Consider the following 14,827-nt stretch of genomic DNA (forward strand, 5'->3'; position numbering starts at 1 on the left):
CCCGGAGCTATCCTCATGAGTTTTTCGCTTGCCATCGTTGGCCGTCCCAATGTGGGCAAATCGACCCTGTTCAACCGTCTGGTTGGGCGGCGTCTGGCGCTTGTGGATGACCAACCGGGGGTGACCCGTGACCTGCGTGAAGGCGAGGCGCGGCTTGTGGATCTGCGATTCACCGTGATCGACACCGCCGGGTTAGAGGAAGCCACCGACGAGTCGCTTCAGGGCCGGATGCGTAAGCTCACCGAACGTGCGGTCGATATGGCTGACATTTGCCTGTTTATGATCGACGCGCGGGTGGGCATTTTGCCGGCCGACGAAATCTTTGCCGAAATCCTGCGCAAACGTGCCAAACATGTGATTTTGGCGGCGAATAAGGCCGAGGGCAAAGCCGGCGAGGGCGGGCTTTTGGAAGCCTATGCTTTGGGTCTGGGCGAACCTTTGCGCCTCTCTGCCGAACATGGCGAGGGGATGCATGAGCTGTATGACATGTTGCTGCCGCTTTCCAAAGAGTTCGAAGAGCGCTCCGCTGCGGAAGCCCCAGAGACCGATATTGAACTGTCCGAGGAAGAAGCCGCCCTTGGCGAGGATTTCGAAGAGGGCGATGAGGCCGGATTTTCGCGCGACTTTACCCTTGATAAGCCGCTGCAAATCGCCGTTGTCGGTCGCCCGAACGCCGGGAAATCCACGCTGATCAACAAGTTGCTTGGCGAAGAGCGGCTTTTGACCGGGCCTGAGGCGGGCATCACCCGCGACAGTATTTCGGTGACGATGACGTGGAACGAGACGCCCGTGCGGGTGTTTGACACGGCGGGGATGCGCAAAAAGGCCAAGGTTCAGGAAAAGCTTGAGAAACTCTCAGTGTCTGACGGGCTGCGCGCGGTGAAATTCGCCGAAGTGGTCGTTGTGTTGCTCGATGTGTCGATCCCGTTTGAACAACAAGACCTGCGGATCGCCGATTTGGCCGAACGCGAAGGTCGTGCGGTGGTGATCGCGGTCAACAAATGGGATGAAGAAGGCGATAAATCCAACAAAGCCAAGGCGTTGCGCGAAGAATTCACCCGACTTTTGCCACAGTTGCGCGGCGCGCCTTTGGTGACGGTGTCGGCGCTGACCGGCAAGAATCTGGACAAGCTGCAAGAGGCGATTTTGAACGCTCATGCGGTGTGGAACCGTCGTGTCTCCACCGCCAAGCTCAACAATTGGCTCGGAGCGATGACCACGGCGCACCCGCCGCCCGCGCCCGGTGGCCGCCGGATCAAGCTGCGCTACATGACCCAAGTCAAAGCCCGCCCACCGCAATTCGTGGTGATGTGCAGCCATCCTGAGGAATTGAATGATAGCTATAAACGCTATCTGATCAATGGGTTGCGCGAGGACTTTGATATGCCCGGCACGCCGATCCGGCTGTTTTTCCGCTCACAAGGCGACAAGAACCCGTTCAAGAACAAAACCAAATCCATGCCGTCGCGCCTGCGCAAACACCTTGGCAAAGACCGTGCCGATGCGCCGAAGGTCCAAAAACAGCGCCCTCCAAAACGCTGAGGCGACATAACGCGATCAAAAGGCGGTGCCAGATGCAAATCCGGCACCGCCTTTGTGTATGTTCGGCATGTGGCAGAGCCACTCAATATCAGAGATCCAGATCAACCCAGATCGGGACGTGATCCGACGGTTTTGCTTTGGCGCGGGTATAGGCGTCGATCTGGCAGTCGCGCAGCAGATCGGCGGCTTGTGGCGAGAGCAGGAAATGGTCAATGCGGATGCCATCGTTTTTGTCAAACGCACCGCCTTGGTAGTCCCAGAATGTGTAGGTGTTGGGGGCGTTGTTTTTGACCCGTAGCGCATCGGTAAAGCCAAGGTTCATCAACCGGCGAAACGCGGCGCGGGAGTCGAGGCGAAACAGCGCGTCGTCTGCCCAGGCCTCGGGGCGTTTGGCGTCCTCGGGCTGTGGGATCAGGTTGAAATCGCCCGCCATGAGAAAGGGCTGTTCTTCGGTCATAAGCGCGCGCGCGCGCGCTTCGAGACGGGCGAACCATTTGAGTTTAAAGTCGTATTTTGACCCAAGCACCGGCGCGCCCTCGGGTGTAAGTTCGACCGGATTGCCATTGGGCAGGTAGAGGCCGCAAATGCGGATCGCCTGTGTGTCGCCGACCACCGTGGCCTCGATATAGCGCGCCTCGACGTCATCGTCACCGTCGCGACCTGCACCTTCCGCGCCGGGTAGGCCACGGGTGACGTCTTCGAGTGGGCGTTTGGACAGGAGCGCCACGCCGTTGAAGGACTTTTGGCCATGGGTTTCAACATTATAGCCCATGTCCTCAAAGAGGTCGCGCGGGAAGTTTTCGTCGACCGATTTGATCTCTTGCAAGATCGCCACATCGGGTTCGGCCTCTTTCAGCCACTCCTGCAACGCCTCGACGCGGGCTTTGATGCCGTTGATGTTGAAACTGGCGATTTTCATGTGCGTCTCCTCGTCTTTGACTCTTTGTATGGCGAAGGGCGCGGAAGGGAAAGCCGGGATCAGCTTTGATCTGCGATTGCGCGCCCACAGGCGGCGGCGGAGGCCCAGGCCCATTGGAAATTATAGCCGCCGAGCCAGCCGGTGACATCGACCACTTCGCCAATGAAATACAGGCCGGGGACGGATTTGGCCTCCATGGTTTTGCTTGAGAGCGCGTCGGTGTTGACGCCGCCCAAGGTGACTTCGGCGGTGCGGTAGCCTTCGGACCCGGTGGGTTTGAGGGGCAGGGCGTGGATCAGATCGGCCAAAGCGCGCAGTTTGGCGTCGGATTGATCGGCCAAATTGCCCGTGAGGCTCCATTTTTGCGCCAGAGCGGCGGCCAATTTGGCGGGGAAGAGCAGCGAGAGCGCCGTGTGCATTTGGCGGCGGCCATTTTCGGAGCGCGCGGCTTTGAGGGCGTCAAAGGCAGAGCGGGCGGGCAGGAGGTCGACGTGAATCTCTTCGCCCTCGCGCCAGTAATTTGACGCCTGTAACACCGCAGGTCCTGAGAGGCCGCGATGGGTGAACAACAGCGCCTCATCAAAGGATGTGCCACCCGCCACGAGACGCGCGTCAAGCGCGGTGCCAGCCAAGGGCACGATCCAGTCCAAATCTTGCGGACCGAACGTGAGGGGCACCAAGCCGGGGCGGGTCTCAACAAGGGGCACGCCGAATTGCGTGGCAATCTGATAGCCCAATCCGGTTGCGCCCATTTTGGGGATGGATTTGCCGCCCGAGGCGATCACCAGACGGCGCGCATGGACCGTGCGGCCCGAGAGCGTGACGCGAAACCCGGTGCCGTCATGGGTGATTTCGTCCACCGTGGTGGAGAGGCGCAGTTCAGACGCGCGGGCTTCATACAGAAGCATCTCGACAATGGCGGCGGATTTGCCATCGCAAAACAATTGGCCAAGGGTTTTCTCATGCCATGTGATGCCATGCTGGGCCAAAAGGTCGATGAAATCCCATTGGGTGTAGCGCGCCAGAGCGGATTTGGCGAAATGCGGGTTTTGTGACAGGTAATTGGCCGGCCCCGCATCCAGATTGGTGAAATTACAGCGCCCACCACCGGAAATCCGCACCTTTTCCGCCGGACGTTTGGCGTGATCCACGACCAAGACCCGCGCGCCTTTGGCGGCCGCGAATTTGGCGCAAAACAGCCCCGCAGCGCCTGCGCCTATAATGATCGTGTCAAACTGGTCCATGCCCGGCTCCTTGGGCGTGGTTTGAACAGGCCGGAACGGATTTGGCAAGGGAATGAGGGATATTTACCAAGGCTTAAAGCCCAAGAGTTATATATGTTGCAACGTTTCATCGGGGTGTGGCTATGGCGGTTATTGCCGTTTGGGATCTTCAGGACATTTCTTTTACCGGAACGCCGTTTCAGTCGAATGCGACGGCGGATCTAAGCGATGTTGGCACAAGTTTTGTCATCAACACTGGTCCGCAGCATCTTGAAATCACGGACGATGAGGGGATGTTCGAGGATGGGGATTCCTCTCAGGATTTTACCACCTCATCCATGTTGGGCGGCACGACCTTTGCGGCGGGCACTGAGGTTGAGAATGAATATTCCTATATCGTTCGCCCGGTCGGAGGTGCTACGGATGGGACCGAAGATGTCACCATCTATGCGTTTGAAGTGTCGGGGGATGTTTTGGGGATGGCCTCCGATGGCTATCTCACGCCCGGAGTCACCTATGAAATCATCGCCCGCGACAGCAGTGATCCGCAGGTGGCCTACGCAGATATGTTTGTGTGCTTTGGGGCCGGAATGCGCATCCAAACCCCGGATGGGGCCCGCCGGGTTGAAACTTTGCGCATGGGAGAGGCTGTGACGACGCGCGATCATGGGACTCTGCCGATCCTATGGTGCGGGGTGTCAACAGTGCCGGGGCAGGGATCACAGGCCGCCATTTGCTTTGGTCCGCAGGCCCGCCTTGCGTTGGGGGCATCTATTGGGCCGGACCCGCCGGGTGGTGGCCTGATCACCAGCCCGCACCATCGTATGTTTTGGAAGGATGTTGATCTTGGCCCGCGGCTTGTGCCGGCCAAGGCCTTTGTCGGCTGGAAAGATGTCCGGCGGTTGCCGTGTGTGCGTCAGACCTATGTCCATCTGCTGTTGGAGCGCCATGTTTTGTTGCGGGCCGAGGGGCTTTGGTGCGAAAGCTTCAATCCGGGACCCCAAGCCCTTCGGCAGTTGTCGCCGGATCAGCGCGCCGATGTGATGGCTTTATGCCCCCGCGCACATTCCTCGCGGGCGTTTCGCGATCTTTTTCCGGTTGAGCGGGTCGGCCCGTTTCGGCGTCGGCTCGGACTTGCGCCGATCAGAGCCTGAGACGGCATACATGGTTTGGTGCAAAGATTGGTGCAAAGACAGGTCGTCGTACGTACAAACAGGCCCCGCAGTGCTGCAAGGCCTGTTCAGTGCGCCTTGGGAGGGGCGAATGACCCTTGGTTAAAGCGTTCCGCCATAACCTGAATCACGGGTTTATGGCATGACGCCTTAATCGTGTTTTACGAGCGGCGGATAGGTGACAGGGTATATTTCGTCGTTGTGAGAGACAGGTGGAGATGCGATATCGAAATGTTAAGCGGTTGAAAAATCACAAGAAACAGATCGTTCTGTGAGGCGGCGTGCGCGCGTGGATTGACCCAAATGCCAAACGCCCCGCGTTTGGGCGCAGGGCGTTTGGGGCAGAACAAAAACATCCGTTTTGCGGCGGATCACATCTTTGCGGCGGATCACATCGAAAACGAGGTGCCACAGCCACAGGACGAGGTCGCATTGGGGTTTTCAATCACAAACCGCGCGCCGATCACCTCTTCGGTAAAATCAATCACGGCGTTTTCCAAAAATGGCAAGGACACCGGATCAATCACCACCGTGCCGCCCGTGCCGGTCAACACAATGTCGTCGCTCGCAGGCTCGTCCAGCGTGATGTCATATTGAAACCCCGAACAGCCGCCGCCCTCAACCGCGATGCGAAGCGCCTTGGCCTCGCCCGTCGCCGCGTTGATCTCAGAGAGGCGTTCATAGGCACGGGTGGTCACTTTGGGGGGGAGGGTGAGGGACATAATGCTACCTTTTGGTCTAAAGCGGCGGGAATTCACCGAATTTCAGAGATTTAAAGCAGAAACAGGGGATAACCCCGTGTCATCTGTTTGTCGTAGGGCTTGTCTCTTAATATAAGTGTGAAAAAGATCATCGACAAGGACATGGCGCGGCAATGGCGCGAGAGACGTGCCATCCACCCGTTCGATCCGGTCACATATAGCAGGACAGGCAGATGTTGAAACCCTATGCAAGCCAACCGTTTGAAACGCGCGGGCGGCTTTTCCCGGAAAAACTCTCGACCTTTCGCTCGCCGTTTCAACGCGACCGGGATCGGATCATTCACTCTTCGGCCTTTCGCCGCCTCAAACACAAGACCCAAGTCTTTGTCGAACATGAGGGCGATTATTACCGCACCCGTCTGACCCATTCGATTGAGGTGGCGCAGGTGGCGCGCACGCTCGCGGGGGCTTTGGGGCTGAACGAAGGCTTGGCGGAGGCTGTGGCGCTGGCGCATGATCTGGGTCATTCGCCCTTTGGTCACACCGGCGAGGATGCGCTTGAACTGCTGATGGCGCCTTATGGCGGCTTTGATCACAACGCCCAGGCGCTGCGGATTGTCACCAAGTTGGAAAAACATTACGCCGATTTTGACGGGCTGAACCTGACATGGGAAAGCCTTGAGGGGCTGGCCAAACACAATGGCCCGGTGATGGGGCCACATGCCGACCCCAAAAAACACCCGGCGGATGCGCCACTGCCCTATGCGCTCAAAGAGGTGAACGATCAGTTTGATCTGGAGCTTTACACCTTTGCCAGTGCCGAGGCGCAGGTGGCGGCGATTGCCGATGATGTGGCCTACAACCACCACGATCTGCATGACGGGTTGCGCGCGGGGCTGTTTACCGCCGCCGATTTGATGGAATTGCCCCTGACAGGCCCGGCTTACGAGGAGGTTGATCGTGCCTATCCCGGCCTTGATCCGCATCGGCGCGATCACGAGGCCCTGCGGCGGATTTTTGGCTATATGGTGGAGGATGTGATCACGATAGCCACCAACCGTCTGGAGAGCGCCAAGCCCGAAACGGCGCAGGATATTCGCGAGATGGACCGCACCATCATTCGCTTTTCCAAACCGTTCTTTCAAAACCTAAAAGCGATTAAATCGTTTTTATTCAAACGGATGTATCGCGCTCCGACGGTCATCAAAGAACGCGAACGGGTGACGCATATGGTCAATGCGCTGTTTCCCCTGTTCATGAAACAGCCCGAGCTTTTGCCCGAAGAATGGCGTCATGAGGTGGAGCTGGCGCAGAGCGACACGGAACTGGCGCGGATCGTTTTGGACTATGTGGCCGGGATGACCGACCGCTTTGCCATTCAGGAATTTGAGCGGCTGTGCGCCTAAGTCTTTGACGACAGAGCGCGCAGGACCGCACAGGACCACAGGAGGGGAAGGACCATCATGGCCACGGACACGATGACAGGGATGAACCCGGTGGACGCCTTTGCGCTGGTCGGCGTCTTGGGCGTGGGCGCACAATGGCTGGCGTGGCGGTTGAAACTCCCGGCGATTGTTTTGATGCTGGCGGCGGGTCTGATTGTGGGTCCGGGGTTTGGGCTTTTGCAGCCCGCGCGCGACATTGGCCCGGTGGTTCAGCCGCTGATTTCTCTGGCGGTGGCGGTGATCCTGTTTGAGGGCGGGCTGACACTGGATCTGCATAAATTGGGCGACGCCAAACGTGGCGTGTTCCGGCTTGTGGTTGTCGGCGCGCCTTTGGGATGGCTGCTGTCGGCCTCGGCGCTCCATTGGGGCGCGGGGCTGGGCTGGGAGGCCTCGGCGGTGTTTGGCGGCATCATGGTGGTCACCGGCCCGACCGTGATCGCGCCTTTGCTGCGGCAAGCGAAACTCCAACGCCGTCCCGCGAACCTGTTGCAATGGGAGGCCATCGTCAACGATCCGGTCGGGGCCTTGGCCGCCGTTCTGGCCTTTGAATTCGTGCTTGTGGGGCGCGAAGCCGAAAGCCTGTCTGCGGCTTTGCTGCAATTGGGCTTTGGCATTATTGTGGCAGGTGCCGTCGGGCTTTTGGCCGGGTTGGCGGTGTCCTATACGTTCAGACGCGCCTATGTGCCGGAATATATGAAGGTTCCGGTGTTGTTTGTGACCCTGTTGGTGACGTTTGCCGTGCCGGATTTGATGCTGCATGAAAGCGGGCTTTTGGCCGTGACCGTGATGGGGCTGGTGATCGCCAATGCCGATTTGCCCTCCTTTGACGAGCTGCGCCGATTCAAAGAACACGCGACGATCCTGTTGGTGTCGGGCGTGTTCATCCTTTTGGCCGCCTCGATGGATTTCGCCTCGCTGGGGCAATTGACCTGGCGGGCCGGGGTGTTTGTGGCCCTCGTGATCCTGGTGGCGCGACCTGTGACCGTGCTTGTCGCCTTGATCGGGACCAAATTGCCGCGCAATGAAAAGCTCCTGATCGCTTTCACGGGCCCGCGCGGGGTGGTTTTGGTTGCCGTGGCCGGGCTGTTTGGCGAACGTCTGGCGGCCGCAGGGGTCGAGGGCGCGGGGGTCATCGGGCCGCTGGCCTTTGTCCTGGTCTTGGTCACGGTGGTGTTGCACGGCTTTACACTGGCGCCTTTCGCGCGCGCGCTTGGGCTGGCCTCGACGGGCAAGCCGGGAGTGTTGATCCTGGGCGGATCGCGCTTTACCACCTCTTTGGCGGAGGCACTCAAACGCGAAGACATCCCTGTGCTGATCGCCGATCCAAACCATGCACGCCTTGTGCGGCCGCGCGCGGCGAATTTACCAGTGTTTTATGGCGATATTTTGGGTGAGGCGGCCGAAGACAGCCTTGAGATCCTGTCCTATGACACGTTGATCGCGGCTTCGGATAACGATGCCTATAACACCTTGGTTGCGACCGATTTTGGCTCGGAATATGGCCGCGAAAACGTGTGGCAATTGGCCCGTGTCAAGGAGGGCAAGGTGCGGCACAGCCTGCCGACGCAATTGGGGGGACGACCTTTTGGCATGGGCAAAACCTTTGGCGATCTGGATGCGTTGATGCAAAGCGGCTGGCGGGTGTCGGTGACGACATTGAGCGAGGATTACGATTTCGAGACGTGGAAAGCCGATCGCAAAGGCGCGCTTTTGCTGGGGCGTTTGAAAGAGGATGGGACGTTTCGGCGGTTGTTGTCAGAAGATGCGGATATTCTGTTTCCGTTGCGCGCCGAGGCGGAAATTGACGCGCTGCCCGAAGAGCAACGCGAGAGTGCGCGCGCGGCGCTCAAACGCCGCATGAGCGAGGCGCGCGAGGCCGCATCGCGGGCGCGCGTGGCCACAGGGGCGCGTCTTGTCGCCTTGGTGCCGCCGGAGGCCTCCACGCCCGCAACGCGGGAGATCGAAACCGTGAAAACGGTCGAAAAACCGACATCTGCGCGCGCAAATGCGGCCAAAACAGCCGCGAAAGCACCGCCAAAACCCGCATAGCGTTGCGCTTGGCGGTCAATGCCGTTGACGCGCCGCGCGGGCGTGGTAAACCCGCCGCAAGAGATGGAGAGACCAAAGATGAACCTGTTCGCCGATATCCGCGCCCTTGTGATCGACAGCCTGACTGGCCTTGTCCTGGACGGCGTGCTGCCCGAGGGGCTTGAGTTTGCCAATGTGGCGGTCGAGCCGCCGCGCGATGCGTTGCATGGCGACATGGCCACCAATGCGGCGATGGTTTTGGCCAAACCGGCCAATCTGAAACCGCGCGACATTGCCGATAAACTGGCCGAAAAACTCGCCGCTGACCCGCGCATCGCCGCTGTGGATGTGGCGGGTCCGGGGTTTATCAACCTGCGGCTTGCCGATGGCGTTTGGTCGGCGCTGGTTGAGGGGATTTTGGCCGCCAAGGGCTATGGCCGTTCGCCTATGGGCACGGGCACCAAGGTCAATGTCGAATATGTCTCCGCCAACCCGACCGGGCCGATGCATGTCGGCCACACCCGCGGTGCGGTGTTTGGCGATGCTTTGGCGTCCTTGTTGGATTACGCGGGCTATGACGTGACGCGCGAATATTACATCAATGATGGCGGCGCGCAGGTCGATGTTTTGGCGCGCTCGGTGTTTCAACGCTACCGCGAGGCCAATGGCCTGAACCCGGAAATCGCCGAGGGGCTGTATCCCGGCGATTACCTCGTCAAGGTGGGCGAGGATTTGAAGGCCAAATATGGCGACAGTCTTTTGGACCAACCCGAAGAGGTCTGGCTCGCCGATGTGCGAGTCTTTGCCACCGATGCGATGATGGAGATGATCCGTGGGGATCTCAAAGCCTTGGGCGTTGAGATGGATGTGTTTTACTCGGAGAAATCTTTGTACAACACCGGGTTGATCGAGGCCGCGATCAAGGAACTGGACGAAAAGGGCCTGATCTATCGCGGCGTGTTGGAGCCGCCAAAGGGCAAAATGCCCGAGGATTGGGAGCCGCGCGAGCAGCTTTTGTTCAAATCCACCGCGCATGGCGATGACGTGGACCGTCCGATCCAGAAATCCGATGGCGCATGGACCTATTTCGCCCCCGACATCGCCTATCACTATGACAAGGTCAAACGCGGTTTTGACGAGATCATCGACGTGTTCGGCGCGGATCACGGTGGCTATGTCAAACGGATGAAAGCGGCTGTGTCTGCCCTGTCCGATGGCAAGGTCGGTTGTGACATCAAGCTCATTCAACTGGTCAAGCTGATCAAGAATGGCGAAGAGTTGAAAATGTCCAAACGCGCGGGCAATTTTGTCACCCTGCGCGATGTGGTTGAGGAGGTCGGCGCGGATGTCACCCGTTTTGTCATGCTGACCCGCAAAAACGATGCCTCTTTGGATTTCGATTTCGACAAGGTGCTGGAACAGTCGAAAGACAACCCGGTGTTCTATGTGCAATATGCCCATGCGCGGGTGCGTTCGGTGCTGCGCAAGGCGGAGGAGGCGGGGGTGACCCTGACCGACACGCCGCGCTTTGATGATCCGGCAGAGATCGCCGTGGCGCGCAAATTGGCCGATTGGCCGCGTCAGGTCGAGATCGCCGCGAAAGGCCATGAGCCGCACCGCATCGCCTTTTATCTTTATGATTTGGCGTCTGATTTCCACGCGCTGTGGAACAAGGGCAATGACAATGGTGCCTTGCGGTTCTTGCAGGATGACCCCGCGCTGTCGGCGGCAAAAATTGCCCTACCGCGTGCCGTGGCCGTTGTGATTTCTGCAGGTCTTGCTATTCTGGGGGTAACTCCGGCGGAAGAGATGCGTTAAGTCAAAGCGCCCAAGGTCGGACCACCGAGAGGGATTGGTGCAACATGAGGGCATAGATCCTCATGCATCCCCTTAAGAGCAGTCAATAACCCGCAGAAAACAAAGCGGGAATCGGTATGAGGCGAAGATGGCGCAGGATTTCCGGAGCGGCCCCAATGCGGGCTATCCTTCCCCCCGTGTGAACGGGAACTATGTCGCAGACAAGAACGGGACATATACCTATCGCGAGGCCCATCTGGGCCAGTCGCGCTCTTCAGGCGCGCAAAATTTTGGCGGTGCGCCTGATCCGGACCGATATTTCAATGATCAAGATGTGCGGTTTGCGCCACAGTCCGGGTCTCCGTCTGAGGCACAGACCGGGCAGCAAACCTATGCCCGGCATGGCTTTGCCGCTCCGCAGTCGCACTACGCGCCAAGACCAGACACCGGACCTGATTATGCCTATGACACCACAGGCGGTGACGGCTCATCTGAAGACTTTGGCCGGCCGAAACTCGGCAAGGCGCAATGGGCTGGCGCGGTGGTCTCGCTGGCGTTGGTGCTGGGTCTTGGGGTTTGGGGCTATAAGTTGATGATGCGCGATGTGAACGGCGTGCCTGTCATTCGTGCGCTCGAAGGCTCGGCTCGCATAGTGCCCGACGATCCGGGCGGCCAGTTGGCGATGCACCAAGGCTTGGCAGTCAATTCCGTCACGGCCGATGGCTCCGCCGCAGCGCCCGCCGACAGTTTGATTTTGGCACCGCGCATTGCGACATTGAGCGACGAAGATCAACCGATGTCCGCGACCCAAACCGCCGTTTCCGCCTATGAACCGGAAAACACCGCTTTTGCCGTGCAACCGGAAGAGCCGGCTGCCGCCCCAGATATGACCACTGTGGCGGTTGAGGACGACCCGCTTGAACTGGACAGTGTCGAAGAGGTGGCCTCTGCCGCCGATGTGACGCCTGAGGCCTCTGATCTTGCGCAGTCGCCACGTCCAAAACCGCGCCCTGTGCGGGTGGCGTCTTTGGCAACGGGCGCTACACCGGGTGCCTCGGCCAGCCTTGAGGGCGTGGCGGGCGATATTTTGGCCGCGATTGGGGCGACGGATGAATTGGCCCCAAGCGAGGTGCCGACAGGCGCGCGTTTGGTGCAATTTGGCGCCTTTCAAAACGAAGAGATCGCGCGCAGCGAATGGGACCGTCTTTCGGGCCGGTTTGAGGACCTGATGGAAGGCAAATCGCGGGTGATTGAACAGGCCGAAAGCGGCGGGACGACCTTTTACCGTCTGCGCGCCTATGGTTTTGCCGATGCCTCGGATGCCAACCGGTTCTGTGCCGCTTTGACCGCGATGAATGCGGCCTGTGTGCCCACGGTTCAGCGATAAATCGCGATGGTGACGGGGCCGGAGCACGCACTGGACCACGTACTGGGGCAGGGCGCTTTTATCTTTGGATGTGAAGGGCTTGCGCTCACCTCTTTGGAGGCTGATTTCTTTCGCGACGCCGACCCTTGGGGTTTTATCCTGTTTGCGCGCAATGTGGACAGCCCTGACCAATTGCGGCGTTTGACGCATGAGCTGCGCGCCGCTGTGGGCCGTGACGCGCCGATCCTGATAGATCAAGAAGGTGGGCGGGTCCAACGCCTGCGCGCGCCACATTGGCGCGAATTTTTGCCGCCATTGGATCAGGTGCAAATCGCTTCCGATCCGCTGCGGGCCATGTGGCTGCGCGGGCGGTTGTTGGCGGCGGATTTGCACGGTGTTGGCATTGATGTGAACTGTGTGCCGGGGTTGGATGTGGCCTGTGCTCAGACCCATCCGTTTTTGATGAACCGTTGTTTTTCCGATGACGCGGGTGTCGTCGCCCAGATGGGTCGCGCCTTGGTCGATGGCATGGCGGCGGGCGGTGTGGCGCCGGTGATGAAACACCTACCGGGGCATGGGCGCGGGGCTGTGGACAGTCACAAGGGCCTGCCGCGTGTGAATGCATCGCGTGCAGAATTGGCGGTGGATTTTGCCCCGTTCAAAGCGCTCAACGATCTGAGCATGGGCATGTCGGCGCATATTGTGATGGAGGCGATCGACCCGGATCGCCCCGCCACCCAAAGCCCCGCCGCGATTCAGGTGATCCGCGAGGAAATCGGCTTTGACGGGCTGTTGATGACCGATGATATTTCGATGGGGGCTTTGGCGGGCACGATTTTGCAGCGCGCGCAATTGGCGCTAGCCGCAGGCTGTGACATGGTGTTGCACTGCAACGGTGATCTGGCCGAGATGCAGACATTGGCCGCGCTTGGGCCGATGGGGACGGCGGCACAGGCCCGCGCGGATCGCGCCATCAGCACGCACCCTAAACATCAGCCCACGCATCAGCCCACACATCACCCCATTGACATCTCCGCCTTGGATGCCGAACTTCAAAGCCTGTTGAACCGATAGGGGCAAAATGGCCGACCCGGACCAATTTGAAATCAACGATCTGCTCAGCGTCGAGGAGAGGCTCGCGGCTGAGGCGTTGATCGTGGATGTCGATGGCTATGAGGGGCCTTTGGACCTTTTGTTGCAATTGTCGCGCACGCAAAAGGTCGATTTGATGAAGATCTCGATCCTGCATCTGGCGCAGCAATATTTGATCTTTGTCGAAAAGGCCACAGAGCTTCGGATCGAATTGGCCGCCGATTATCTGGTGATGGCGGCGTGGCTGGCGTTTTTGAAATCGCGGCTTTTGCTGCCGCCCGATCCCACTGACGAAGGTCCATCGGGCGAAGAACTGGCGGCGCATTTGGCGTTTCAGTTGCAGCGTTTGGAAGCGATGCGCGAAGCGGCGGCGAAATTGATGGCGCGCGATCAAAAGGGCCGGGATTTCTTTGTCCGTGGCATTCCCGAAGAGGTCGCGCGGCTCAGAAATGTCACCTATAGCGCCAGTCTTTTGGACCTGATGCAGGGCTATGCCCGCGTGCGCACCAAGGACGAGTTTCGCCCCTTTGTCATGGACCGCGAGGCGATCCTGTCGATGGAACAGGCGCTGGAGCGGCTGCGCGGGTTGATCCCCTATGCGATTGAATGGGCCGATTTGGCGAGTTACCTGCCGGAGGGCTGGGAGCTTGACCCGAAAAAGCGGCGCTCGGCCACGGCTGCGACCTTTGCCGCCTCCTTGGAATTGGCCAAACAGGGCCAGATTGAAATCCGCCAAAGCGGGACATTCGCCCGTATCGAGATCAAGGCGAGGAATGGACGATGAGTGACGCCGTGAGTGACGACACGGATTTGGACGCGCTCGCCGAGGCCAGCCTGTTTGAGGCACCGCCTTTGGCCGAGCAAGAGCGCATGGTCGAAGCGGTGCTGTTTGCCTCCGCAAACCCCGTGAGCGTGGCCGAGATGAGCGGACGCATGCCGCATGGTTGCAACGCGAAAGCGGCGCTTGAGATGTTGCAAAAACGCTATGAGGGACGCGGTGTGCGGGTGGTGAAAATCGGCGAGGCCTGGGCCATGCGCACCGCGCCCGATCTTGGGTTTTTGATGCAAAAGGAAACGGTCGAGACCCGCAAACTGTCGCGTGCGGCGATCGAAACCTTGGCGATTGTCGCCTATCACCAACCCTGCACCCGCGCCGAGATCGAAGAAATTCGCGGCGTGTCCGTGTCCAAAGGCACGATTGATCAGCTTTTGGAATTGGAATGGATTCGCTTTGGCCGCCGCCGCATGACGCCGGGGCGTCCGGTGACCTATGTGGTGACGCCCGCATTTTTGGACCACTTTGGTCTGGAAAGTGCGCGCGATCTTCCGGGGGTCAAGGAGTTGCGGGCTGCGGGGCTTTTGGAAAGCCGCCCGATGCCGGGGCTGGACGATGAGGATACCGAGGATCAGGACGATCTGTTTGAGGATGAAAGCTAAGCCCGACAGCGCTAGGGTTCATTCCCTTACGGTGATGAGGCCCTGTTAAAGGCGCATTGCGCGCCTATCTATGTTAAAGTGAATCGAAACCGCAGCCGTCAGGTC

General features: G+C 59.4%; 12 protein-coding genes. 9 read left to right on the plus strand and 3 right to left on the minus strand.

Annotation, left to right across the window (positions count from 1 at the left end; all coding sequences use genetic code 11):
* The first annotated feature begins 15 nt into the window (after nt 1-15).
* Complete coding sequence (gene der, locus BLT54_RS18415; protein ID WP_074646646.1) at nt 16-1,542, plus strand: ribosome biogenesis GTPase Der; 1,527 nt, start codon at nt 16-18, stop codon at nt 1,540-1,542.
* 88 nt (nt 1,543-1,630) lie between these two features.
* On the opposite strand, the gene xth is transcribed toward der, so the two are convergent.
* Nucleotides 1,631-2,461 (minus strand): exodeoxyribonuclease III, encoded by an 831-nt coding sequence (xth, locus tag BLT54_RS18420; protein WP_074646647.1) that lies wholly within the window; start codon nt 2,459-2,461, stop codon nt 1,631-1,633.
* Between the two features lie 59 nt (nt 2,462-2,520).
* Nucleotides 2,521-3,705: a BaiN/RdsA family NAD(P)/FAD-dependent oxidoreductase gene (locus tag BLT54_RS18425; protein ID WP_074646648.1), complete on the minus strand. Its 1,185-nt coding sequence runs from the start codon at nt 3,703-3,705 to the stop codon at nt 2,521-2,523.
* Between the two features lie 122 nt (nt 3,706-3,827).
* Here BLT54_RS18425 and BLT54_RS18430 point away from each other — a divergent pair, with 122 nt between their 5' ends.
* Nucleotides 3,828-4,838, plus strand: a complete 1,011-nt coding sequence (locus tag BLT54_RS18430; RefSeq protein WP_074646649.1) for a Hint domain-containing protein — start codon at nt 3,828-3,830, stop codon at nt 4,836-4,838.
* 407 nt (nt 4,839-5,245) lie between these two features.
* Here BLT54_RS18430 and BLT54_RS18440 read toward each other — a convergent pair whose 3' ends face one another.
* Entirely contained in the window at nt 5,246-5,578 is a 333-nt protein-coding gene (locus BLT54_RS18440; protein WP_074646651.1) for a HesB/IscA family protein, read from the minus strand.
* A gap of 212 nt (nt 5,579-5,790) precedes the next feature.
* Between BLT54_RS18440 and BLT54_RS18445 the strand changes: the two genes are divergently transcribed.
* The 7 genes from BLT54_RS18445 to scpB all read left to right on the plus strand — a co-directional run bounded on the left by BLT54_RS18445 (nt 5,791) and on the right by scpB (nt 14,722).
* Entirely contained in the window at nt 5,791-6,963 is a 1,173-nt protein-coding gene (locus BLT54_RS18445) for a deoxyguanosinetriphosphate triphosphohydrolase (protein ID WP_074646652.1), read from the plus strand.
* Nucleotides 6,964-7,020: 57 nt separating this feature from the next.
* The gene (locus BLT54_RS18450) at nt 7,021-9,051 is read left to right on the plus strand and encodes a cation:proton antiporter (protein WP_074646653.1); all 2,031 of its coding nucleotides are present in this window, start codon (nt 7,021-7,023) and stop codon (nt 9,049-9,051) included.
* 78 nt (nt 9,052-9,129) lie between these two features.
* Nucleotides 9,130-10,848, plus strand: coding sequence for an arginine--tRNA ligase (gene argS / locus BLT54_RS18455; protein ID WP_074646654.1), 1,719 nt, complete (start codon nt 9,130-9,132; stop codon nt 10,846-10,848).
* A 127-nt stretch (nt 10,849-10,975) separates the two neighbouring features.
* Nucleotides 10,976-12,214 (plus strand): SPOR domain-containing protein, encoded by a 1,239-nt coding sequence (locus BLT54_RS22910; RefSeq protein ID WP_083351894.1) that lies wholly within the window; start codon nt 10,976-10,978, stop codon nt 12,212-12,214.
* 6 nt (nt 12,215-12,220) lie between these two features.
* Nucleotides 12,221-13,267, plus strand: a complete 1,047-nt coding sequence (gene nagZ, locus BLT54_RS18465; RefSeq protein ID WP_074646655.1) for a beta-N-acetylhexosaminidase — start codon at nt 12,221-12,223, stop codon at nt 13,265-13,267.
* 7 nt (nt 13,268-13,274) lie between these two features.
* Nucleotides 13,275-14,069, plus strand: coding sequence for a segregation and condensation protein A (locus BLT54_RS18470; protein WP_074646656.1), 795 nt, complete (start codon nt 13,275-13,277; stop codon nt 14,067-14,069).
* Complete coding sequence (scpB, locus tag BLT54_RS18475) at nt 14,066-14,722, plus strand: SMC-Scp complex subunit ScpB (protein WP_074646657.1); 657 nt, start codon at nt 14,066-14,068, stop codon at nt 14,720-14,722. The genes BLT54_RS18470 and scpB overlap by 4 nt, the downstream gene beginning before the upstream one ends.
* The last annotated feature ends 105 nt before the right edge of the window (nt 14,723-14,827 follow it).

The sequence above is a fragment of the Celeribacter baekdonensis genome (assembly GCF_900102315.1).
Lineage (GTDB): Bacteria > Pseudomonadota > Alphaproteobacteria > Rhodobacterales > Rhodobacteraceae > Celeribacter > Celeribacter baekdonensis.